Below are 19,902 nucleotides of genomic sequence, written 5' to 3'. Positions count from 1 at the left end.
TACCTCGTGTGGCCGGCCCTTTCGGTGGGGACGCTGGTGGTACTGCACCCAGGTGCGCTCTCGGCGCTATGGGCACCGGTAGTGCCACTCACTTCGTCCTCACCTCCTTCTGGCCGGTGACGGTTGCGGCAGACCACTCCGACAACCAGTTGACCAGGGTACTCCATCGGAGATCACGAGGCCGTTCCGGTGTGTCTGAGCTTTCTTCGGCGGATTTGCGGAACCAAACGCGCGTTCACCCGGTCTGACGTACAGTCTTGTACATCAATCGCGCGCTGCGGCAGAATCGAGCGTCCACAGGGTGCGCAGGAGGAGACGACATGGTCGACGGTGGTAGCGCCGGGGCGGGAGACGCGCTCGGCGTCGTGGGACAGGGTATCGACACCGCGGTGTCCGCGGTCGTCTCGATCACGAGGGACCTCGGGATCCCGATCGCGGCTTTCGACGGCCCGATCACCGACGTGCTGCAGAACATCTGGGAGGGCTTCTTCGGTTCGCCCATCCCGCCGGGCGGTTACAACTGGAACGCCCACTCCCACGAAGAGCTGTTCAGCATGCTCAAACAGGACGCCGACGTCGGCGAGGTCAGCAACCTCGCGGGCGACTGGGGCAACCACGGCGAGGCGCTGACCCGGCACGCCGGCGAGGTCGACGCGCAGCGTGGCGCGTTGCCGACCAACTGGACCGGTGAGGCCGCCGAACCGGCGGCGGAACGGCTCGGCCAGCTCGGCGAGCGGGTGGAGACCGTCGGCACCTGGGCCGGCACGGTGCGCAAGGCGACCGAGCACGCCGGCGACGCGCTCGCCTCCGCGCAGAACTCGATGCCGCCGCCACCCGGTGACCCGACGCTGGCCGTGCTCGGCGGTGGCGCCGGCGGCGCACTGGCCGGCGCGGCCATCGGCACCGCGATCGGCGCGATGGGCGGTGGCCCGGTCGGCGCCGTGATCGGTGGAGTCGCGGGCGCCGGCGCGAGCATGTTCGTGGCCGCCGTGGCGGCCGCCGAGCAGAAGGCCGAAGCGGTGCACGTCATGCAGCGCTACGAGTCCACGCTCGGCAACATCGGGCAGTCCGTCGCGCCGCAGTCGGTCCAGGGCGCCCGTCTGTCCGGTGTGGACGGTTCGACCAGCGCGTCGAGCGCGGTGCCGGGTGGCGGCTCGTCCTCGCTCTACGGCGGCGCGAACGGGATCGGCGGTTCCGGCGGGACCGCTGACGGATCCGGCAACTGGTCACGGCTGACCGGGCGCGGCCTGCCCGGCTCGGGCGCGGTCGCCGGACGGCCCGGCGCGATGGCCGCGATGGGCCGCCCGGGCGGAGCGGCGGCCGGACGGATGGGCGCCGGCCGAGGCGGCTTCGGACCGGGGTTCTTCCCGCCGGGAGCGCTCGGCGGCCGGGACGAGGACATCGAGCACCGCAACAAGCTGCCGAGGGGCAACGACGGCATCTTCGCGGTCGATCAGGCGGCGTGCGTCCCCGTGATCGGCGCCGAGGACTGAGCATGTCTGAGAACTACGCCGAGGTCGGCCTGAGAAGGCGAGGGCGACCGCCGCCACGCCGAAGGCGTCTCTGGCGACCACCCACGAAACCCAGCCCACCACCTTCGGCCGCAACCACCCAACCAAAACGACCACAAGCCCGTTTCAGCGGAGCCGAACGAGTGGCGGCCTTGCCCGAGTTATCAGACACCGTCTGAGAAGGGACTTCACATGGCGGACGGAACCAACGGCTACTGGCTCGACACCGACGCGCTCGGCGAGCAGGCCCGTTCACTCAAGGGGATCAAGGACGAGACCGGCCGGCTGGTCGGCAGTGCGGGGCGGCTCGCCGAGCGCAGGGCGCTGCTCGGCACCGCGCCGCCGGCCATGCACCTGGCGCTGCGGCTGCGCGAGGCGGCCGGGCGCGCGGGCCTCACCGGTCACGTGACCGCGGCGGACGAGGAGCTGGGCAGTTTCCAGCAGGCGCTCAGTCAGACACTTCGCACCTACGTCGGCAACGACTCCAGCGCGGCGACCAAGTTCGGCGGCCTGAACAGGGGCGGATCCGGTGACGCTCGCTAGCGACACGGTCAGCGACGGCGCGGAGCGGCGCCGTCGCGACCCGTGGGACACGGCGACCAGGTTCGGGCTCGTGGAGTTCGACCTGCTCGCCACGTTCGCGGGCGTCGAGGCGCCGTTCCCGCTCCGCGTCCCGTCGTTCGGGCGGATCGACGAGGAGCGCGAGGTGCTCTTCGGCGCGGCGAGCCACACGCTCGCCGCGCGCGGGCTGGCCGAGGAGTCCGGTCCGCTCGACATCGCCGCCGAACTCGTCGACGCGCTGCGGCACCGCACCGGAACCGTCGACATGGTGCTGATCGGCACCGGTATGCCGGTCGGCGTGGTGGCGATGGTGGCCGGCCCGACCGCAGTGCTGTGCCGCCAGGCGCTGGACGACGATCCGAGCGGCTTCGTGGACGTGCGCACGGTCCGGTCCACCGCCGTCGCGGCCGAGCTGGCCGGGATGCTGCCGAAACTGGCCGGCGCGAGCACCATGCCGATCCGGCTGCCGACCGCGTCGGTGGTGGCCGGCGGCAAGGCGCTCACCCGGGCCGGCAAGCCGCCGTCGGACGACAGCCTGCGCAGGGTGCTCGCCACCAGCGGGATCGAGCAGGTCGAGCTGGAGTCGCTGGTGACCGCCGTGCCGTCGTTGGCCGGTCGCGGGCAGGCCGGCGCGACCAGGCGATCAGCGCCGGGGGCCGACCGCCGCGTCGGGCGCGAGCTGTCCTGGTTGGACGGTCCGAAAGGCCGGGTACGGGTGGACAACCAGGACAGCTGGGTGAGCGTGAACCCGCTGCGGCCCGACGAGGTGCGGGCCACCTTCGACGAGTTCTCTCTGCTTGCGAGGTCACCCGAACGCGGCTGACCTGGTGGACTCGCTCACATCGGTTGCCCCTCACGCCGCGCCTTCGGCCAGACTGTTGCCGGTCCAGTCCGGCGGAGTTTGGAGGCGCTCGTGCAGTTCGGTCGCTACTACGAGGAGTTCGAGGTCGGTGCGGTCTACAAGCACTGGCCCGGCAAGACCGTGACCGAGTACGACGACCACCTGTTCTGCCTGATCACGATGAACCACCATCCGCTGCACCTGGACTCGCACTACGCGGAGGAGACCACCGACTTCGGCAAGAATGTCGTGGTCGGCAACTACATCTACTCGCTGCTGCTGGGCATGTCCGTGCCGGACGTGTCGGGCAAGGCGATCGCGAACCTGGAGATCGAGTCGCTGCGGCACGTGAAGCCGACCTTCCACGGTGACACGATCTACGGCGAGACCGAGGTGCTGGACAAGACGCCGTCCAAGTCCAAGGACGACCGCGGCGTGGTTTACGTGGAGACTCGCGGCTACAAGCAGGACGGCACGGTGGTGTGCATCTTCCGGCGGAAGGTGATGGTGCCCAAGCAGTCCTATGGTGATGCCCGCGGCGGGGAGCAGCCAGGCAGGCCGCAGCCCAAGGAGTAGGCCCGAGGAGTGAGCTGACATCGACGGGATCGACGGGGCCAAGCAGCGGTTGCGGCGGTTCGCCGAGCACGAGGCGGCCGGTGTGTCACCGCTGTACTTCCACCTGGCGTCGCACGCCGCCGAGGACGACGAGGTCGCCGCGTTGCTGGCCGCCGCGCCGTACGCGGCGCACCCGACGCTGCTGTTCGCGGCCGTGCACCGGGTGCTCGCCGGCGAGCCGATCCATCCGCTCACCGAGTACTACCCGACGCTGGCCGGCAGCTCGGGGCCGGACAACGGGCTGTGGCCGACGTTCCGCACGTTCGTGTTGGAGCGCGCCGAGCGGATCCGCGAGATCGTCGCCACCCGGCACACGCAGACCAACGAGGTGAACCGGGCCGCGCTGCTGTACCCGGCGGTCGCCGCCGCGGCGAAGCAGGCCAAGGCGCCGGTCGGTCTGCTGGAGGTCGGCTGCAGCGCCGGCCTGCTGCTGGACCTGGACCGCTACGGCTACCGGTACCAGACCGAGGACGCCGGCCAGGTCGCCGCCGGCCCGGCGAAGTCGGCGGTCGGGCTGCACTGCGCGCTCGAGCTGGCGCCGGGCGCGACCATGCCGGCGCTGCCCAAGAAGCTCGCCGTGGCCGCGAAGGTCGGGCTGGACCGCGCGCCGGTCGACCTGGACGACGAGGAGGAGGCCGCGTGGCTGGAGGCGTGCGTCTGGGGTGACCAGCCGGAGCGCCTGCGCCTGCTGCTGACCGCCGCGCGCGCCCGCAAGAGCGCGCCGGAGCTGGTGCGGGGCGACGCGGTGGACGATCTCGCCGGCACCGCCGCGCGGATCGACGACGGCGTCCCGCTGGTCGTGCTCACCAGCAACACGCTCACCTACCTGTCGCCGGAGCGCCGGGCCGACTTCGTCGCCGCGTTGGGGAAGCTGGCCGGCGACCGGCCGCTGTGGTGGGTCAGCCACGAGTCCTACCCGGCCGCGCTGGAGGTCGTGCTGCCCGGCCGGGCCGACCTCACGCCGGATGTCGGCGCGCCCGCGTTCGGCGTGCTCGGTCTGACCGCGTGGCGCGACGGCGAACCGGTCGCCAGGGCGCTGGCGAAGACCAATCTGCACGGCCGCCGGATGGAGTGGCTCCCCTAGAACGCCCTAAAAGTGTGGCAGAACACCCCAGTCGCGGAGCGTGTCACCCAGTAGGTCCACAAGACCACCCGTCCGTTCGAGTGTGTCGAAGATCGCACGATCGGCCCACGTCACTTCGAGTGCGTCATCGCCTGGTTCGACCGTCCCGGAAACCACCCTGCACCGGTAGTCGTGGATCTCGAAAACCCCGGCCGGCGCGGGCCGCTCGACGGTCCCGACGAGTGCCCCGGCCTGTACTTCCAGTCCGGTCTCTTCGCGCAGCTCACGGGCTACGGCGTCGGCGTCGGACTCGCCCTCCTCGACCCGCCCGCCGGGCAGTGACCACAGCCCCCGGCCCGGCTCGTTGGCGCGCCGCACGAGCAGCAGTCGTCCCTGTGCGTCATGAACGATTCCGCCGACACACCTGATCCTCTGAACACCAATGCCGGACATGTGTACGGAGAGTAGTGATAGCGGTGTTGCCCCGTCGAAGTCTGCCCCATGCGCGCGACTACTCTCCCAATCGGCCGCGTCGTGCGGTACAACGGTTTCACAGACAGCGCACGGCTGTGTACGAGACGAGGTTGGTCCCAGTGGACGTCAAGAAGGTCCTGATCATCGCTGGAGTCGCGGTTCTGGCGTTCTTCCTCATTACGCAACCGACTCAGTCAGCGGGCATCGTGAACGACATCCTGGACACGCTGAAGGAAGCGGCCGAGGCGCTGATTACCTTCGTCCGCACTGTTTTCAACGGCTGACCCGAGTACCGTCTAGGTCATGTTCGCGCCACGCGACCCCGACGAGTACCTACTCGACTCCGAGCGTCGAGTCATTCGGGTGCGCCGGCACTGGGCGAGCCTGCTGTGGGACCTCTTCGAGGCCATAGCGCTGCTCGCCATCTGCGTGATGCTGTCGTACCTGATGCCGCCTGCGTGGTGGCTGGGGCAGAACATCCTCTGGTACATCGCGCTGATCGTGATCCTGCGGTTCGCCTACCTCGTACTCGACTGGTGGGTGGAGCGGATCGTGGTGACCGACAAGCGGTTCATGATGACCACCGGCGTGTTCACCACGCGCGTGCTGATGATGCCGATCAGCAAGGTCACCGACCTCACGTACAAGCGCACCGCGACCGGCAGGATGCTCGGCTACGGAACGATGATCGTGGAGTCGGCCGGTCAGTTCCAGGCGCTGAACCACATCGAGTACCTGCCCCGCCCGGAGCGCGTGTACGACGCGATCTCCGAGCTGGTCTTCGGCGACAAGAAGGCGCGCGCCGAGCAGTTCTCGATGATCAAGGCGCAGCGCCTGGCCAGGGGCAAGGGCAAGGTCGGCTGACCCTGCGGGGACACTAGGGCGTGCGAATCGACCTTCACGCCCACTCCACCGCGTCCGACGGCACCGACACGCCGGCCCAGCTCGTGGCCAACGCCGCCGCGGTCGGGCTGGACGCGGTGGCGATCACCGATCACGACACGACGGCCGGCTGGGCCGAGGCCGCCGCCGCCCTGACGTCGATACAGCCGTCCGGTCTGCGCCTGGTCCGCGGCGCCGAGCTGTCCTGTGAGTCGCCGGACGGCCGGGGTGGGCGGTGCACTGTGCACGTGCTGGCCTACCTGTTCGACCCGGAGTCCGAAGCGGTGGTCGCCGAGCACGCGCGGTCCCGGGCCGACCGGCGAGTGCGGCTGCACCGGATGGCCGGGATGATGGCCGCCGACGGCTTCCCGATCGACCCCGACGCGCTGCTCGGCGCGCTGCCGGAGGACTCGACGGCGGGCCGTCCGCACCTGGCCACGGCGCTGATGCGGGCCGGCGTCGTCGGCTCGGTCGGCGAGGCGTTCTCCCGGTTCCTCGGCAGCGCGGGCGGCTACTACGTGGCGATGAAGAAGACCCCGGTACTCGACGCGATCGAGATGATCACCGCGGCCGGCGGGGTGACGGTGCTGGCGCACGCGTTCGCGCACCGCCGAGGGCCGACGGTCACCGCCGAGGTGATCGCCGACCTGGCTGCCGCCGGGCTGGCCGGTGTGGAGGTCGACCATCCCGACCACGAGCCGGCCGTGCGCGACGAGCTGCGCGCGATCGCCGGACGGCTGGACCTGCTGATCACCGGCTCGTCGGACTACCACGGCTCCAACAAGACCGTCCGATTGGGACAGGAGACCACCGCACCGGAGATGCTGGACGCCCTCGCCGAACGGGCGAAGGGCGTCGACGTGCTGGTTGGATGACCCGATGGCCTTCTTCGACGTCGCGCTGTTCACCGAGGCGGCGATCACCCTGGTGGTGATCATGGACCCGCCGGGCACCATCCCGGTGTTCCTGAGCCTGGTCGGCCGCAAACCGAAGCTGGCGCGCGCCCGTGCCGCGCGCAACTCGGTGCTGGTGTCGCTCGGCGTGATCTCGCTGTTCGCGATCGGCGGCGAGGCGATCCTGCGCTATCTCGGCATCGGCATCCCGGCGCTGCAGGGCGCCGGTGGTCTGCTGCTCCTGCTGATCGCGCTGGATCTGTTGACCGGCAAGGGAACCACGGACCCCGAGGTGGCCGAGGACGTCAACGTGGCACTGGTGCCGCTGGGCACGCCGCTGCTGGCCGGGCCGGGTGCGATCGCCGCGACGATCGTGTTCGTGCGCCAGGCCGACGGGCACGGAGGCTCCTACCTCGCGCTGGGCCTGGCGATCGTGGCGGTGCACCTGTTCCTGTGGCTGTGCCTGCGCTTCTCCGGCCTGGTGATCAGGCTGCTCAAGGAGAGCGGCATCACGCTGCTGGCGAAGATCGCCGGTCTGCTGCTGGCGGCGATCGCCGTTCAGCTCATCGCCGACTCGATCCGCGGCTTCGTCGCCGGCGGCCACTAGTGACTAGCCCAGCGCGTCGGAGATCGCCTCGGGGGAGCGGGCGACGATGGCGCGGCCGTCGTCGGTGATCACGATCGGGCGCTGGATCAGCGACGGGTTCGCGGCCAGCAGCTCGATCCAGCTCCGCAGGTTGCCCCGCCAGAGCTTGGCGGTCGTGCGCGTATCCGCCCTGTCAGCTGGGGCTAAGGGGCACCGTGACGCAGCTTGGCCACGGTGACGACGCAATTGCAGATTTCGCGAAAGGTACCCAATACTGGGGAATTCCGGGGAGGCGGGCTAGCTTGGGCCAGATCTCCACGCGCGCAAGTCTGGCACGGGGTTGTCGGTGGGCGGTAGGACACTGGGTACCGTGGGTGAGGTGCGATCACAGGGGCAGGCCCAACTCGGGTTCGACGGAATGCCGCGCAAGCTCGTTCGGGTCACTCCTTCCAAACTGTCCACCTGGACCGACTGTCCGCGCCGCTACCGAATGGCCTACCTCGACCGGCCGACCCCGCCGCGTGGCGGAGCCTGGGCGCACAGCACGCTCGGCGCCGCGGTGCACAACGCGCTACGCGCCTTCTTCGACCTCCCGGTGGACCGGCGCACCCCGGCGGCGGCCGAGAAGTTGGTGCACTCGCATTGGAAAACCGAGGGCTTCTCCGGCGAGCAGCAGTCCGACACCTACCGCGAACGGGCGGCCGGCTGGGTCGGCGACTACGTGGCGAACGCCGACACCTCGATCGACCCGATCGGGCTGGAGCGGTGGGTGTCCGCGCCGGCAGGGCGGATCATCGCCGAGGGCCGGGTCGACCGGATCGACGAGCGCGGCGGCGAACTGGTGATCGTCGACTACAAGACCGGCCGGCACGGGCTGCACGCCGACGACGCGCGCTACTCGCAGGCGCTCGCGTTGTACGTGATCGCCGCGCGTCGCACGCTGCGCAAGCCGTGCACCAAGGTCGAGTTGCACCACCTGCCCAGCGGTACCGTGTCGAGTTGGGAGCACACCGAGGATTCGTTGCGCCGCCACCACACCAGGGCGCAGGAGGCCGCGGAGGAGTTCGAACTGGCCACCGACACGTTCACGGCGGGCGGGGATCCGGAGATCCTGTTCCCGCCGCGGGTCGGCCGGCAGTGCTCGTGGTGCGACTTCCGTCGAAGCTGCCCGGAGGGCCAGGCCACCGGGCCCGCCGCCGAGCCGTGGGCGATGCTCGCGCCGTGAGACCCGACCGGTTCGAACAGGCCACCGTGGAGATGCCACGGGTGTCTTCGCAGCCGCGGTCTCCGACGCGGTCTCAGCGTGCCCGGCGTGGTGGCATCTGGCGGGAGTTGACCGGCGCGCTGGCGCTGGGGCTGGCCGCGCTCGCCGTCGTGGTCGCGTTCCTGCAGGTGCTCGCCTGGCTGATCGACACGCCGGGGCCGGGCGCGTTCGCGGTCATCGGGCACGCCGTCGCGGCGGCGATTTCCGTTGCCGCGCAACGATTCTCCGAACGTTCACCGCGCCGGCCGGCCATCGCGGCCGGCCTGCTGGTGGTCCTCGTACTGGCGGCCGCGCTGTGGCTGTTCTGGTGGCGCTGACGACTGCGCCGAACCACGCCGCGCCGCCCCGAACTTGACAACCGCACAAGTACCCCTTGGCGTACTTTAGCCCGCTAAAGTCCTCGGGCCACCGTGAAAGTGCAGGTCAGAGGTGATCAACAGGTGGGCGAAGATGTGAGGGTGATACGCGTCAGGCGGTGCGCGGTGGTGGGGTCACCCTCACGGGGTTGGCGCTAGGCGAGCCAGGCCTGCCAGGTGGGCAGCAGCGTGTCCAGTAGCCGCTCGGGGTTCTCGATGTTGGGGGAGTGCGCGGCACCGGGCACCACGGCGAAGTCGGCCTCCAGCCGTTCGGCCATGTCCCGCTGAGCCGCCACCGGCCACGCGTCGTCCGACTCGCCGCACACCACCAGGCACGGTGCGGCCGTGCGGCGCAGTACCGCGGCCAGCTCCGGCACCCGGTCCGGCTCGGTGCGCAGCCCGTCGCCCATACCGAGCAGACCCTGCGGGCTGGACGCCAGGAACCGGGTCCGCAGGAACTCGCGGACCCGCGGTGTCTTGTCCGCCCAATTCGGCGCCTTCGCGTCCAGGAGTTCGCGAACCTGTTGTGCCGCAACGATTCCGCCGGACGCCATGATCTGCCGGCCGGCCTCCACCACCTGCCTGCGCGGGCCCGGCGGCAACTCGCCCGGCCCGGTGTCCATCAGGGTCAGACCCGCCACCGGGGCGCCGGCCAGCATCGCGCCGCGTGCCACCAGTCCGCCGAAGGAGTGGCCGAGCAGCAGCACGGTCGCGCCCTCCGCGGCGAGCTTTCCGGCCAACTCGGACACCACGAGCCCGAGCGCGGTCGGTGAGTACGCCTGCTCGTCGTCCGGCCCCGGTGACTCGTGCTGCCCCGGCAGGTCGATCGCGAGCACCCCGATGCCGGCCGCGGCGATCGGGTCGATCATCGGCGCGAAGTCCTCTTTCGACCCGGTGTACCCGGGCACGAGCAGGGCGATCGCGTCCCCCGCCGGCTCGGCACGCAGCGCGGCGATCGCGCCGTAGCGGCCGGGCAGCTCCACGCGGGTCGCGGCGTGCGGAGACAGGACGGAGTACATACCTACAGAGTCTGCCTGCTCGCCGCCGTGTTTCAGCGCAACGCGACCAAAGTCGCACCCCTTTGTTCGAGCACCATCGGCCCCAGTGAGGACATCGTGACCGGGCCCGAGTAGCCACCCCGGTCCACCCGGATCACCCCTATGGGTGTCCCGTTCGCCGGATCGTGTACCGAGATCCCGTCGGCGGTCGGCAGCAGCAGCCGGCCGGCGAACACCGTGCCGGGCCCGCGGGTGCCCTCGATCGACCACAGCGGACGCAGGTCGGTCGTGGACAGCGCGACCGTGCGCGATCCGGTGAACCAGTACAGCGTGTCCGGCGGCGCCTGCTCGGTCGCCACCACCTTGCCCGGCGGATCGCCGGCGAGGTCGGCCGGCGGAATCGTGAGCGGGTGCTCGGTGGCCTGCTTGCCCTCGTCGGAGTAGACGACCAGCCTCGGCGGGTTGGGCAGCGCGACCGCCGTGTGCGTGTCGGTGACCCCGACGATCCGCGCGCCGGTGCCGCCGAGCACCACGCTGTAGACGGCCTGCGGCTCGTCGGACTCCTTGCCCTCCTTGCCGCCGGCGCGGAACACGGTCAGCCGGTCACCGGGATCGGCCGGCCGCTTGTCCCGTTCGGCCACACACCGCTCGATGACGCCGACCTTGCTGGAGCCGACCGCGATCGAGCCGTAGGCGCAGCTCGCCTCGCGCCCGTCCTGCGGCTGCCGGTCGTGGTTCTTCAGCGCCGGGATCACGCCGATCTGCGCGGAGATGACCATGTCGCTGCGGTACACGTCGATCAGCTTCGTGCCGGTGGCGGTCAGGTAGGAGCCGTCGGACAGCAGCCGGGTGCCGCGCTCGGCGTCGGAGTTGCGCTGGTGCTCGATCTTCCCGTTGTCCCCGCGCAGCTCGGTCACCTCGCTGCAGCCGGGCTCCTTGCGCGGGTCGTCGGCCGGCAGCGCGTTGCCGTTGCGGCGGTACACCGTGACCGCGGTGTTCGACGACTTGCCGAAGCCGCCGATCGTGCACAGCGGGATCTCGCGCGCGTAGCGCCAGCGCACGTCACCGCTCTCCGGATCGCGCCCGACCACCTCGCCGCCGTCGCCGGTCACCACGGCCGGGCCGGCCGTCACCGGAACGGGTGTCGCCGAGCTGGGCGCCCGCCACACCTCGCCGAGCGTCGGCGGGAAGGAGGCGGGCGGCTCGGGCATCTTCGCCGTCTGCGCGGCCGGCTCGTGCGTGGTGGCCTCGACGTCGCTGTCACGCCAGATCAGCGCGCCGACGGCGACCACCACGGCGAGGATGAGCGCGGCCACCACGAAGTCCGTGCGGCGGCGGAACGGGTTGCGCGGCGCGGCGGGCCGGGCCGGTGGTTCCGGCGCGTCGCCGGCCAGCACGTCCTCGCCGACCACCCGGTCGTCGTCGGGTGTCTGCTCGTCCCGTTCGGCCTCCACAGCGCACTCCCCGGTCGCGTCGGCTCGCTGATCTCCGGCTCAGTCTGCCGATGCGGGTGTTTCACCCGTGTTGGGCGCCGCCGCTTCGCCGCCCCCGTCGGCACCGCCGCGCCGGCGCCGCCTGCGCCGGGGACGCTGGGACTGCGGCTCGCCGGAGTCCTCCTTGGCCGCCGGCCTGCTCTCGGCCTGCGACTCCCCGCCGTTGGACACCTCGGCACCCTGACGGGTACGCCTGCGCTGACGCTGCCGCTTGGGGCGCTCGTCGTCGCCGGTGCTCTTCTCACCGGGCGGACCGCCGCGCTGGCCACCGCGGCCACCACCGCCACGGGAACCGCCGTCGCGCCTGCGGTTGCGCTTGCGGTCGCCGAGGTCCTCCTCCGGCTCGGCGGCCAGCCCCGCGCGGGTGCGTTTGGCCAGCGGCAACCGGCCGGACGAGTCGGTCGGGATGTCCAGGTCGGTGAACAGGTGGTCGGACGTGGAGTACGTCTCCGCCGGGTCCGGCATGTCCAGCCCGAGCGTGTCGCTGATCAGCTTCCAGCGCGGTGTCTCGTCCCAGTCGACCAGCGTCACCGCGACGCCGGTGCGGCCGGCCCGGCCGGTGCGCCCGATCCGGTGCACGTAGGCCTTCTCGTCCTCCGGGCACTGGAAGTTGACCACGTGCGTGATGCCCGTGACGTCGATGCCGCGCGCGGCCACGTCGGTGCACACCAGCACGTCGACCTTGCCGGACCGGAACGCCCGCAGCGCCTGCTCGCGCGCGCCCTGGCCGAGGTCACCGTGCACCGGGGCGGCGGCGAACCCGCGCTCGGCCAGCTCGTCGGCCAGCTTCTGCGCGGTGCGCTTGGTGCGCGTGAAGATCATCGTGAGGCCGCGGTCCTTGGCCTGCAGCACTCGTGCGACCAGCTCGGTCTTGTCCAGCGAGTGCGCCCGGTAGACGAACTGCGCGGTGCGCTCGTGGATCGCGCTCTGGTGCGTCTCCTCGGCCCGGATGTGCGTCGGCTGGCTGAGGAACGTGCGGGCCAGCGTGATGATCGGGCCGGGCATGGTCGCCGAGAACAGCATGGTCTGCCGCTTGTCGGGCACCATCCGCAGGATGCGCTCGATGTCGGGCAGGAACCCGAGGTCCAGCATCTCGTCGGCCTCGTCCAGCACCAGCCCGGTGACCTTGCCGAGCACGAGGTGCTTCTGCTCGGCCAGGTCGAGCAGCCGGCCGGGCGTGCCGATCACGATGTCCACGCCCTTGCGGAGTGCTGCCACCTGCGGCTCGTACGGCCGGCCGCCGTAGATCGCCAGCACCCGCGCGCCCATGTGCTTGCCGGCGTCGGTCAGGTCGTGGGTCACCTGCAGGCACAGCTCGCGGGTCGGCACCACGACGAGCACCTGGGGAGTGCCGTCGCCCGGCGTGGTCAGCCGCTGCAGCAGCGGCACGCCGAAGCCGAGCGTCTTGCCGGTACCGGTGCGCGCCTGGCCGATGATGTCCTCGCCGGCTAGCGCCAGCGGCAGGGTCAGCTCCTGGATGGCGAAGGTGCGCTCGATGCCCGCGGCGGTCAGCGCGCGGGTGATCTCCTCGCGCACGCCGAACTCGGCGAACGTCGGCGAGTCGGTGCGCACCGGCGCGCCGGCCTGCAGCGGATGTGATGTGTCGGTCTCCGGAACGCCCGCCTCGCTGTGTTCCAGCGTGACCGGGTCCAGCGACGCGTTGTCGTTACTGGGGTTGGCATTCTCGACGGTCAGTGTGATCGCCTCTCTCGTACGGCGCACACTGCCTGCGATGGGCCGCTCGACCGTGCCAGCACCGCGAGTGTTTCCCTCGGGTGGCGCGGGAGAGCCGAAGAGACGTGCACGCACCCTCCACGTGGCGACGCGTGTCGCCGTGGTCCTCCTGACCTCGGCTCACCGCTGCCGGGCCCAACTTTCTGGGCCGCGCGGCCGCGGGAACCGGGCGTCGCGGGGGAGTCTACCTCCCCGGCTGTGCCGATACGCTCTTGCGACATGAGCGACGGTGAACCGGTGACGGACTCAGGGACCAACTCGGGGGCCACACTCGCCCCTGGCGTGGTCGATCTGCTCGGCGTGCTGGCCTATGGCGAGCTCTCCGCTTTCGACCGGCTCGCCGAGGACGCGAGGAACGCGCCGACGCTCGGCGGGCGCGCCGCGGTGTCGGAGATGGCGGCCGCGGAGATGGGCCACTTCGCCATGATCGAGAAGTTCCTCGCCGACCACGGGGAGGCCGTCGAGCAGGCGATGCGGCCGTTCGTGCCGACGTTCGACGCGTGGCACGCGGCCACCGCGCCACGGTCCTGGCTGGAGTCGCTGGTGAAGGCGTACGTGGGCGACGGGCTGGCCGCCGACTTCTACCGGGAGATCGCCGAGTGGCTCGACGAGGAGCCGAAACAGCTGGTGTTGACGGTGCTGGCGGACACCGGTCACTCCGCGTTCGCCGAGCGCGAGGTGCGGGCGGCATGTGAGCGAGATCGCACCGTGCGGGACCGGTTGACCCTGTGGGGGCGGCGGCTGCTCGGCGAATCACTCACCCAGGCGCAATACGTGGCCGCTGAACGGGAGGGGCTCGCCGACCTGTTGATCGCCGGTTCGGGTGACCTGGCCGCGATCGCCGCCCTGTTCCGTCGCCTCCAGCAAGCTCACGGTAAGCGCATGGCGGCGCTGGGTCTTGGCTAGGCTGCTCCCGCGGCGTGGGGCCGTTGACTTTGGGAGTCACCATGTCGTTCTGGGGAAAGATCGTCGCGCCTTGCCTCGCCGCGGCTGTGCTGTGCGGCTGTTCGTCCACGGACGCCGCGCCACCTGAGCAGTCGCCGATGAAGGGCCCGGATCTGTGCAACGCGCTGCGGGGCAAGGAGCCGGAGATCGAGAAGATCCTTGCCGGCCAGCGGGTCGAGGAGTACCGCGAGGGGTTCAACGATCCACGAGGGACCTGGGTTTCCTGCGACGTTGACCTTGCGATCGACAACGGTCAGTCCTCCGCGCCCCGCTCCTCGGCGACCTTCGTCGTCAAGGACCCGTTCCAGGATGACCTGAACCGACTTTTGGACAGCGCCTTCACAAAGCGGTACTCGGAGCCGCCGGCGGTGCACCCGCACGAGCCGGTTCCCGGGCTCGGTGAGGGAGCCGCCTTCGGTATCGATCCTGAATCGTCGTCCCTGGTTCGAGGTGTGAAACTCGCCGTGGTCGGCAAGGTGCGAGGTAAGCGGAAGGTCGTGGAGCTCACCACCAACACGAAAGGCGTCACGCTCGAGCACACGCGTCAACTCGCTCTCCTCCTGCTCGACCGCTGACCGTCGGGAACAACGGCGGCTCGTCTAGCCTTGTGGTGAGTGCGAACGCTGGTCAAACAACGTGGAGGTTCGGCGTGGAGGTAAAGATCGGGGTCGCGGAGACCGCGCGGGAGATCGTGCTGAACAGCACTCTGACCCCTGACGAGGTCGAGGCGCTGGTCGCCGACGCGCTGAAGAACACCCAGGGCACGCTCACGCTGGTGGACGAGAAGGGCAGCCGGTACGTGGTGCCCTCCGCCCGCGTCGCCTATGTGGAGATCGGCAAGAGCGACAGCCGCAAGGTCGGCTTCGCCGCCACCAGGGGCTGATCTATTCGACGTCGGCCAGGGTCGTCGGCACCGCGAACGGCGGTGTCGACGTCCCCATGATCCGGTACCGGTCCCACGGATCGGGGTCGGACAGCTCGCCATTCGCCTCGCCCTCGGGCGTGCGGATCACCGCCTTGGCCTTCTTGCCCGCCAGGAGCGCGCTCAGCGCCTGATCCGTCGCGATCCGGCCGTACCACCGATAGAAGCCGTCGATCGGCTGGAAGTGGCCGCGCAGCTCCACCTCGACGGCGATCTCGGTGTCGCCGACCACCAGGGTCGCCGGCCCGGTGTAGCCGTCCTCGTCGTGGTCGTCGTGCGTGTCGGTCATCGGGAGCCTCCGCTCGCTTCCGCGTCGCCGCCGGCGGGCGACATCTTGATCACCTTGTTCACCTCGAGCGGCTTGGTCGGGTCGACGATGACGCCCTTCTGCCGCAGGATCCCGTCGATCGCCGCCCAGATCAGCTGGGTGAGGTACTCCACGACGGCCTCGCGGCTCATCGTCCTGCGCTCCAGCCACCACTCGCCGACGTTCTGCACCAGGCCGACGATGCCGTGCGACCACGGCTCGGCCGCCCCGGAGTCCAGGTCGAACGCGCGCATGTAGTCGCCGAGCAGGGCGGTCAGCCCGGCGGCGATCAGTTCCTTGTCCTCGGCCACCACGTCCGCGTCCACCGGCTTCTCGGCGAACGAGCGGCGCACCAGCAGCCGGTACAGGTTCGGGAACTCCTCGATCACCGAGAAGAACGAGTCGATCGCCATCCTGATCCGGGGCAGCGGCGCGGTCTCGTTGTTCAGCGCCGGGATCAGCCGGTCGAACAGGATCTCGGTGCCGCGATGGCCCAGTGCCAGGAACAGGTCGGCCTTGTCGGTGAAGTGGCGGTAGAGCACCGGCTTGGTGACACCGGCCTCCGCGGCCACGTGTTCCATGCCGAGATCGGGCCCGTGTTTGTCCAGCGCGCGCAGCGCGGCCTCCACGAATTCCTCCCGGCGAGCCGCGCGGTGAGTCCGCCAGCGTTCCCGCCGTGCGTCGCCCGACCCCTGTTCACGTCCGTGACGCTTGACACCGTCCGCCATGGCGTTCATGCTACCAGAAGTAACTGTTACCCGAGGTAACGCTTAGCTGTCGTCAGCACGCAGCGAGCACGAGGAGGACTCGACGATGAGCCGCGCTGTGCAGGTCGCCAAGGTAGCGGACCGGGAGAAGACCGCGGGCAGGTTGCTCAAATCCTCGGCCGACAAGTTCTACGACCCGCTGGTCGACATCGACTGGAACGCGCCCGTGCCGGCCGACAAGCTGTACCAGCAGGAGGAGCGCGTCTCCCTCTACGGCACCCCGCTGTGGGAGACGATGACCCCCGAGCAGCGGATCGAGCTGGGCAAGCACGAGGCCGCCAGTACCGCGAGCAACGGCGTGTTCTTCGAGGTCCTGCTCATGCAGATGCTGCTCAAGGACGTCTACCGGCACGACCCGACCAGCAACCACGTGCAGTACGCGCTGGCCGAGATCGCCGACGAGTGCCGCCACTCCACCATGTTCGCCAAGGCGATCAGCAAGTTCGGCGTGCCCGCGTACGGTCCGCCGAAGCTGATCAAGACACTGGGCAAGCTGCTGCCGCTGATCGCCCGCGGCCCGTCCGCCTACGGCGCCACGCTGGTCGCCGAGGAGATCCTGGACCGCATGCAGCGGGAGAACATGGACGACGAGAACCTCCAGCCGCTGATCCGCATGGTCAACCGGATCCACGTGCTCGAGGAGGCGCGGCACGTCACGTTCGCGCGCCAGGAGGTCGTCACCGGCATGGCCAAGGCCGGCCGCCTGGCCAAGGTGTGGCACCGGCTGATCACCGCGATCGTGTCCTTCGCGATCACCCGCAGTCTGATCAACCCGAAGGTCTACGAGGCGGTCGGGCTGGACCGCAAGGAGGCCTGGAAGCAGGCCAAGGCCAACCCGCACTTCCAGGAGACAATCCGCTACTGGGGCGAGCGCGTGGTCGGGTTCCTGCGCGAGGCCGACCTGGTCGGCGGGCCCGGCATGGTGTTCTGGCGCCGGTCGATGCTGCTGCCGAAGTGACCATGTTCGTCACCGGCGACGGGACGACGCTGCTCGTGCGGGACTCCGACCCGCACGGGCAGGCCGAGGCGACGCTCGTGATCACGCACGGCTGGACGCTGGACCACACCTCGTGGGAGCGGGTCGTCGCGCTGATCGCCGGCGCGTTCGGGTCGCGGGTGCGAGTTGTCCAATACGACCATCGAGGTCACGGCGGCTCCGACCCGGCCAGACCCGGCGCGGGGACGCTCGAACAGCTCGCCGACGACCTCGCCGAGCTGATCACCGAGCGGGTGCCGGACGGCCCGGTCGTGCTGGCCGGGCACTCGATGGGCGGCATGACCATGTTCGCGCTGGCCGAGCGGCACCCCGAGCTGGTGCGTGACCGGATCGCGGGCACGGCGTTCGTGGCGACCTCGTGCGACATGACCAGCTTGACGCTCGGCCTGCCGACCTGGCTCGCGGCTCCGGTGCTCTACCTGGAGGCGCTGGTGAACCGGGGGTTGGCGAGACTGCGCAGGGGACAGCTGCTCGCCAACCCGCCGGCCGTCGTCCGCCCGTTCATCCGATGGCTGGTGTTCGGCAGGAAGGCCAACCGCCTCGACGTGATCGACACCGCCGCGCAGATCGGAAAATGCCACCCGGCCAGCATGGTCTCAATGCGCAACTCGATGGGCGTGCACAACCGCCCTGCCGCGATCGCCGCGTTCTCGGGAATTCCCGCGGTGGTGCTCGCCGGCACACGGGACCGGCTGACACCGGTGTCGCACGCCCGTCAGATCGCCGCCGACCTGCCGGACGCGGACTTCGTGGTCTACCCCGGCGCGGGCCACATGCTGACCTACGAGCGCACTCCCGAGGTCGCCGACCAACTCGTGCGCCTGATCACCGCGGTCACCACGGCGAAGGTCCGCAAGACGGCTTGACCGCGGCGAGGCCTCAGTGCTGCAGCGGGAAGCCGCCGCCGATGCCCCTCCACCCCAGGTTCGAGATCAGGTCGATCGCGTCCTGCTTGGCGATCGGCCGCTCGTCGGCGAGCCAGGACCGCGCGGTCACCTGACTGACGCCGACCAGGCCGACGGCGAGCAGCCGTGCGCGATCGGCGTCCAGCCCGGCGTCGGCGATGATCGTCTGGGTGATCGCCTCCACGCTGGCGTTCGTGGCCCGCTCGACCGCGTCCCGCACGGCCGGCTCGCCGCGCAGGTCGGACTCGAACACCAGCCGGAACGCCTGGCTCTCGCCGTCCACGAAGTCGAAGTACGCGGTGACCGCGGCGCGCACCCGCTGCTTGTTGTCGGTGGTGGACTCCATCGCGTTGCGCACGCGGGCGATCAGCTCGTCGACATGGCTCTCCAGCAGCGCGAGGTACAACTCGAGCTTGCCAGGGAAGTGTTGGTACAGAACAGGTTTGCTGACCCCGGCCCGCTCGGCGATCTCGTCCATCGCCGCGGCGTGGTAGCCGTTGGCGGCGAACACGTCCTGCGCGGCGTCGAGCAGTTGTGCCCGCCGCGCCGTCCTCGGGAGTCTGGCCCCCCGCGTCGCCTGTCCGTTCTGCTGCACCGTCTCCGACATACCGCCTCCACCCTCGTCACGCGCCACCCCTGCCAGGGTTGCCGGCACGGGACGGTGAGTCGACCTTACTCGCGGGTAGCGGAAATCCGATGCCCCGGGCTCTCAGAGGGCACACTGGTCTGGTGACCACCACCGTCTCCTCGGTCTCGCGCCTCGGTGGCGACGGTACCGACAATCGCACCGTCGTCAGAGCGCCGTTGACCCATGTGCCCCTGTCAACGACCGCGTTGCCGCCGCTGGACACGTCGATCCCGGCGTGGCCGGGCGAGCAGATGCAAGCCGGGGGCGTGCGGCTGCACGTGCGGCACACGGCCGGCCCGGACGGCACGACAGCGCTGTTCGTGCACGGTCTCGGCGGCTCCTCGACGAACTGGACCGACCTGGCCGGTCAGCTCTCCGGACAGGCCGACGGGCTGTCCGTCGACCTGCCCGGCTCGGGACGCTCGGTGCCCGACAAGAGCCACCCGTACACGCCGGAGGCCAGCGCCGCCCTGCTCGCCGACTTCGTGCGCGGGTTGGACCGCGGCCCGGTGCACCTGCTCGGCAACTCGATGGGCGGCGCGATCGCCATCCTGCTCGCCGCGCGGGTGCCGGACCTGGTGCGCACGCTCACCCTGATCTCCCCGGCGGTGCCCGATCTGCGGCCCAACATCCGCCGGGTGTCCGACCCTCGGCTGCCGCTGGCCTTCATGCCGGTGGTGGGCGCCCGTTTTCGTCGCGCGATGGCCCAGCTCACCCCGCGCGAGCGGGTCATGCAGGTGCTGGAGCTGTGCTACGCGGATGCGAGCACGGTGTCCGAGGCGCGGATCGCCGAGGCGGTCGAGCACTTCACCGAGCTGCAGAATCACAAGTGGGCCGGCCCGGCGCTGGCCAGCAGCACGGTCGGGCTGATCAGGTCGTGGCTGGTCCCGCGCTCCCGGTCGCTGTGGACGGTGGCGCGCACGATCAACGCCCCGACCCTGGTGGTGTGGGGCACCGACGACCGCCTGGTGACCGTGCGCAAGGCGGACCGCACCGCCAGCACGTTCCCGCGCGGGCGGATGCTCGTGCTGCCGCGTACCGGCCACGTCGCGCAGATGGAGCGCCCGGTGACCGTGGCGCGCGCCGTCCTCGGCATGTGGGAGGCCGTGGAGCGCGGCGAATGGTGATACTCGTCGTGGCTGACTGCTCACCGCTGGGTC

Annotated in this window: 25 protein-coding genes; 17 read left to right on the top strand and 8 right to left on the bottom strand. The window is 70.6% G+C overall.

The window, feature by feature from the left end; all coding sequences use genetic code 11:
- Positions 1-320 precede the first annotated feature (320 nt).
- The 5 genes from EV193_RS00615 to EV193_RS00595 all read left to right on the top strand — a co-directional run bounded on the left by EV193_RS00615 (position 321) and on the right by EV193_RS00595 (position 4,612).
- Positions 321-1,493: a WXG100 family type VII secretion target gene (locus tag EV193_RS00615; protein WP_130341955.1), complete on the top strand. Its 1,173-nt coding sequence runs from the start codon at positions 321-323 to the stop codon at positions 1,491-1,493.
- A 210-nt stretch (positions 1,494-1,703) separates the two neighbouring features.
- Positions 1,704-2,054 carry a hypothetical protein gene (locus tag EV193_RS00610; protein WP_130341954.1) on the top strand — a complete coding sequence of 117 codons (351 nt, stop codon included), beginning with the start codon at positions 1,704-1,706 and terminating at the stop codon, positions 2,052-2,054.
- Complete coding sequence (locus EV193_RS00605; RefSeq protein WP_130341953.1) at positions 2,041-2,895, top strand: ESX secretion-associated protein EspG; 855 nt, start codon at positions 2,041-2,043, stop codon at positions 2,893-2,895. The genes EV193_RS00610 and EV193_RS00605 overlap by 14 nt, the downstream gene beginning before the upstream one ends.
- 90 nt (positions 2,896-2,985) lie before the next feature.
- A complete protein-coding gene (locus EV193_RS00600) occupies positions 2,986-3,489 on the top strand; it encodes a MaoC family dehydratase (protein ID WP_130341952.1) in 504 nt (167 codons plus the stop codon).
- A 49-nt stretch (positions 3,490-3,538) separates the two neighbouring features.
- On the top strand, positions 3,539-4,612 hold the full coding sequence (locus EV193_RS00595) for a DUF2332 domain-containing protein (protein ID WP_242613071.1): 1,074 nt from the start codon (positions 3,539-3,541) through the stop codon (positions 4,610-4,612).
- A 6-nt stretch (positions 4,613-4,618) separates the two neighbouring features.
- Here EV193_RS00595 and EV193_RS00590 read toward each other — a convergent pair whose 3' ends face one another.
- A complete protein-coding gene (locus EV193_RS00590) occupies positions 4,619-5,044 on the bottom strand; it encodes an NUDIX hydrolase (RefSeq protein WP_130341950.1) in 426 nt (141 codons plus the stop codon).
- 140 nt (positions 5,045-5,184) lie between these two features.
- Between EV193_RS00590 and EV193_RS33020 the strand changes: the two genes are divergently transcribed.
- The 4 genes from EV193_RS33020 to EV193_RS00575 are packed head-to-tail and all read left to right on the top strand — an operon-like array spanning position 5,185 to position 7,447.
- Positions 5,185-5,349, top strand: a complete 165-nt coding sequence (locus EV193_RS33020; protein WP_165401159.1) for a hypothetical protein — start codon at positions 5,185-5,187, stop codon at positions 5,347-5,349.
- Between the two features lie 19 nt (positions 5,350-5,368).
- Positions 5,369-5,929 (top strand): PH domain-containing protein, encoded by a 561-nt coding sequence (locus EV193_RS00585; protein WP_130341949.1) that lies wholly within the window; start codon positions 5,369-5,371, stop codon positions 5,927-5,929.
- Between the two features lie 20 nt (positions 5,930-5,949).
- Positions 5,950-6,822, top strand: coding sequence for a PHP domain-containing protein (locus EV193_RS00580; RefSeq protein WP_130341948.1), 873 nt, complete (start codon positions 5,950-5,952; stop codon positions 6,820-6,822).
- Between the two features lie 4 nt (positions 6,823-6,826).
- Positions 6,827-7,447, top strand: coding sequence for a MarC family protein (locus EV193_RS00575; RefSeq protein WP_130341947.1), 621 nt, complete (start codon positions 6,827-6,829; stop codon positions 7,445-7,447).
- A gap of 3 nt (positions 7,448-7,450) precedes the next feature.
- Here the strand turns inward: EV193_RS00575 and EV193_RS34525 are convergent, their stop codons facing one another.
- The gene (locus EV193_RS34525; RefSeq protein WP_341273130.1) at positions 7,451-7,672 is read right to left on the bottom strand and encodes an arsenate reductase family protein; all 222 of its coding nucleotides are present in this window, start codon (positions 7,670-7,672) and stop codon (positions 7,451-7,453) included.
- A 172-nt stretch (positions 7,673-7,844) separates the two neighbouring features.
- Between EV193_RS34525 and EV193_RS00565 the strand changes: the two genes are divergently transcribed.
- Both EV193_RS00565 and EV193_RS00560 read left to right on the top strand, forming a co-directional pair.
- Entirely contained in the window at positions 7,845-8,651 is an 807-nt protein-coding gene (locus EV193_RS00565; RefSeq protein ID WP_130342825.1) for a RecB family exonuclease, read from the top strand.
- A gap of 41 nt (positions 8,652-8,692) precedes the next feature.
- A complete protein-coding gene (locus tag EV193_RS00560; protein WP_242613070.1) occupies positions 8,693-9,007 on the top strand; it encodes a hypothetical protein in 315 nt (104 codons plus the stop codon).
- 194 nt (positions 9,008-9,201) lie between these two features.
- Here the strand turns inward: EV193_RS00560 and EV193_RS00555 are convergent, their stop codons facing one another.
- The 3 genes from EV193_RS00555 to EV193_RS00545 are packed head-to-tail and all read right to left on the bottom strand — an operon-like array spanning position 9,202 to position 13,259.
- Positions 9,202-10,065, bottom strand: a complete 864-nt coding sequence (locus EV193_RS00555; RefSeq protein WP_130341945.1) for an alpha/beta fold hydrolase — start codon at positions 10,063-10,065, stop codon at positions 9,202-9,204.
- Between the two features lie 32 nt (positions 10,066-10,097).
- Entirely contained in the window at positions 10,098-11,498 is a 1,401-nt protein-coding gene (locus tag EV193_RS00550) for an Rv3212 family protein (RefSeq protein WP_130341944.1), read from the bottom strand.
- A gap of 39 nt (positions 11,499-11,537) precedes the next feature.
- Positions 11,538-13,259, bottom strand: a complete 1,722-nt coding sequence (locus tag EV193_RS00545; RefSeq protein ID WP_165401158.1) for a DEAD/DEAH box helicase — start codon at positions 13,257-13,259, stop codon at positions 11,538-11,540.
- A gap of 231 nt (positions 13,260-13,490) precedes the next feature.
- Between EV193_RS00545 and EV193_RS00540 the strand changes: the two genes are divergently transcribed.
- From EV193_RS00540 to EV193_RS00530, 3 genes are all read left to right on the top strand, one after another.
- Positions 13,491-14,177, top strand: a complete 687-nt coding sequence (locus tag EV193_RS00540; RefSeq protein WP_130341943.1) for a ferritin-like fold-containing protein — start codon at positions 13,491-13,493, stop codon at positions 14,175-14,177.
- Positions 14,178-14,218: 41 nt separating this feature from the next.
- Entirely contained in the window at positions 14,219-14,791 is a 573-nt protein-coding gene (locus tag EV193_RS00535) for a hypothetical protein (RefSeq protein WP_130341942.1), read from the top strand.
- Positions 14,792-14,865: 74 nt separating this feature from the next.
- Positions 14,866-15,099, top strand: coding sequence for a DUF3107 domain-containing protein (locus EV193_RS00530; RefSeq protein ID WP_130341941.1), 234 nt, complete (start codon positions 14,866-14,868; stop codon positions 15,097-15,099).
- Between the two features lies 1 nt (position 15,100).
- Here EV193_RS00530 and EV193_RS00525 read toward each other — a convergent pair whose 3' ends face one another.
- Positions 15,101-15,427, bottom strand: a complete 327-nt coding sequence (locus EV193_RS00525) for a DUF4873 domain-containing protein (RefSeq protein WP_130341940.1) — start codon at positions 15,425-15,427, stop codon at positions 15,101-15,103.
- On the bottom strand, positions 15,424-16,182 hold the full coding sequence (locus EV193_RS00520; RefSeq protein ID WP_130341939.1) for a TetR/AcrR family transcriptional regulator: 759 nt from the start codon (positions 16,180-16,182) through the stop codon (positions 15,424-15,426). The genes EV193_RS00525 and EV193_RS00520 overlap by 4 nt, the downstream gene beginning before the upstream one ends.
- Before the next feature lie 76 nt (positions 16,183-16,258).
- On the opposite strand from EV193_RS00520, the gene EV193_RS00515 reads away from it, so the two are divergent.
- Both EV193_RS00515 and EV193_RS00510 read left to right on the top strand, forming a co-directional pair.
- Positions 16,259-17,170, top strand: a complete 912-nt coding sequence (locus tag EV193_RS00515; RefSeq protein ID WP_130341938.1) for an AurF N-oxygenase family protein — start codon at positions 16,259-16,261, stop codon at positions 17,168-17,170.
- Between the two features lie 2 nt (positions 17,171-17,172).
- Positions 17,173-18,075: an alpha/beta fold hydrolase gene (locus tag EV193_RS00510; protein ID WP_130342822.1), complete on the top strand. Its 903-nt coding sequence runs from the start codon at positions 17,173-17,175 to the stop codon at positions 18,073-18,075.
- 13 nt (positions 18,076-18,088) lie between these two features.
- On the opposite strand, the gene EV193_RS00505 is transcribed toward EV193_RS00510, so the two are convergent.
- Positions 18,089-18,721, bottom strand: a complete 633-nt coding sequence (locus tag EV193_RS00505; protein ID WP_130341937.1) for a TetR/AcrR family transcriptional regulator — start codon at positions 18,719-18,721, stop codon at positions 18,089-18,091.
- 122 nt (positions 18,722-18,843) lie between these two features.
- Between EV193_RS00505 and EV193_RS00500 the strand changes: the two genes are divergently transcribed.
- Positions 18,844-19,869 (top strand): alpha/beta fold hydrolase, encoded by a 1,026-nt coding sequence (locus EV193_RS00500; protein WP_242613068.1) that lies wholly within the window; start codon positions 18,844-18,846, stop codon positions 19,867-19,869.
- Positions 19,870-19,902: the final 33 nt, after the last annotated feature.

The sequence above is a fragment of the Herbihabitans rhizosphaerae genome, from assembly GCF_004216555.1.
GTDB classification, from domain to species: domain Bacteria; phylum Actinomycetota; class Actinomycetes; order Mycobacteriales; family Pseudonocardiaceae; genus Herbihabitans; species Herbihabitans rhizosphaerae.
The sequence above is the reverse complement of the archived record's forward strand: the minus strand, read 5'-3'. Positions and strand labels throughout refer to the sequence as shown.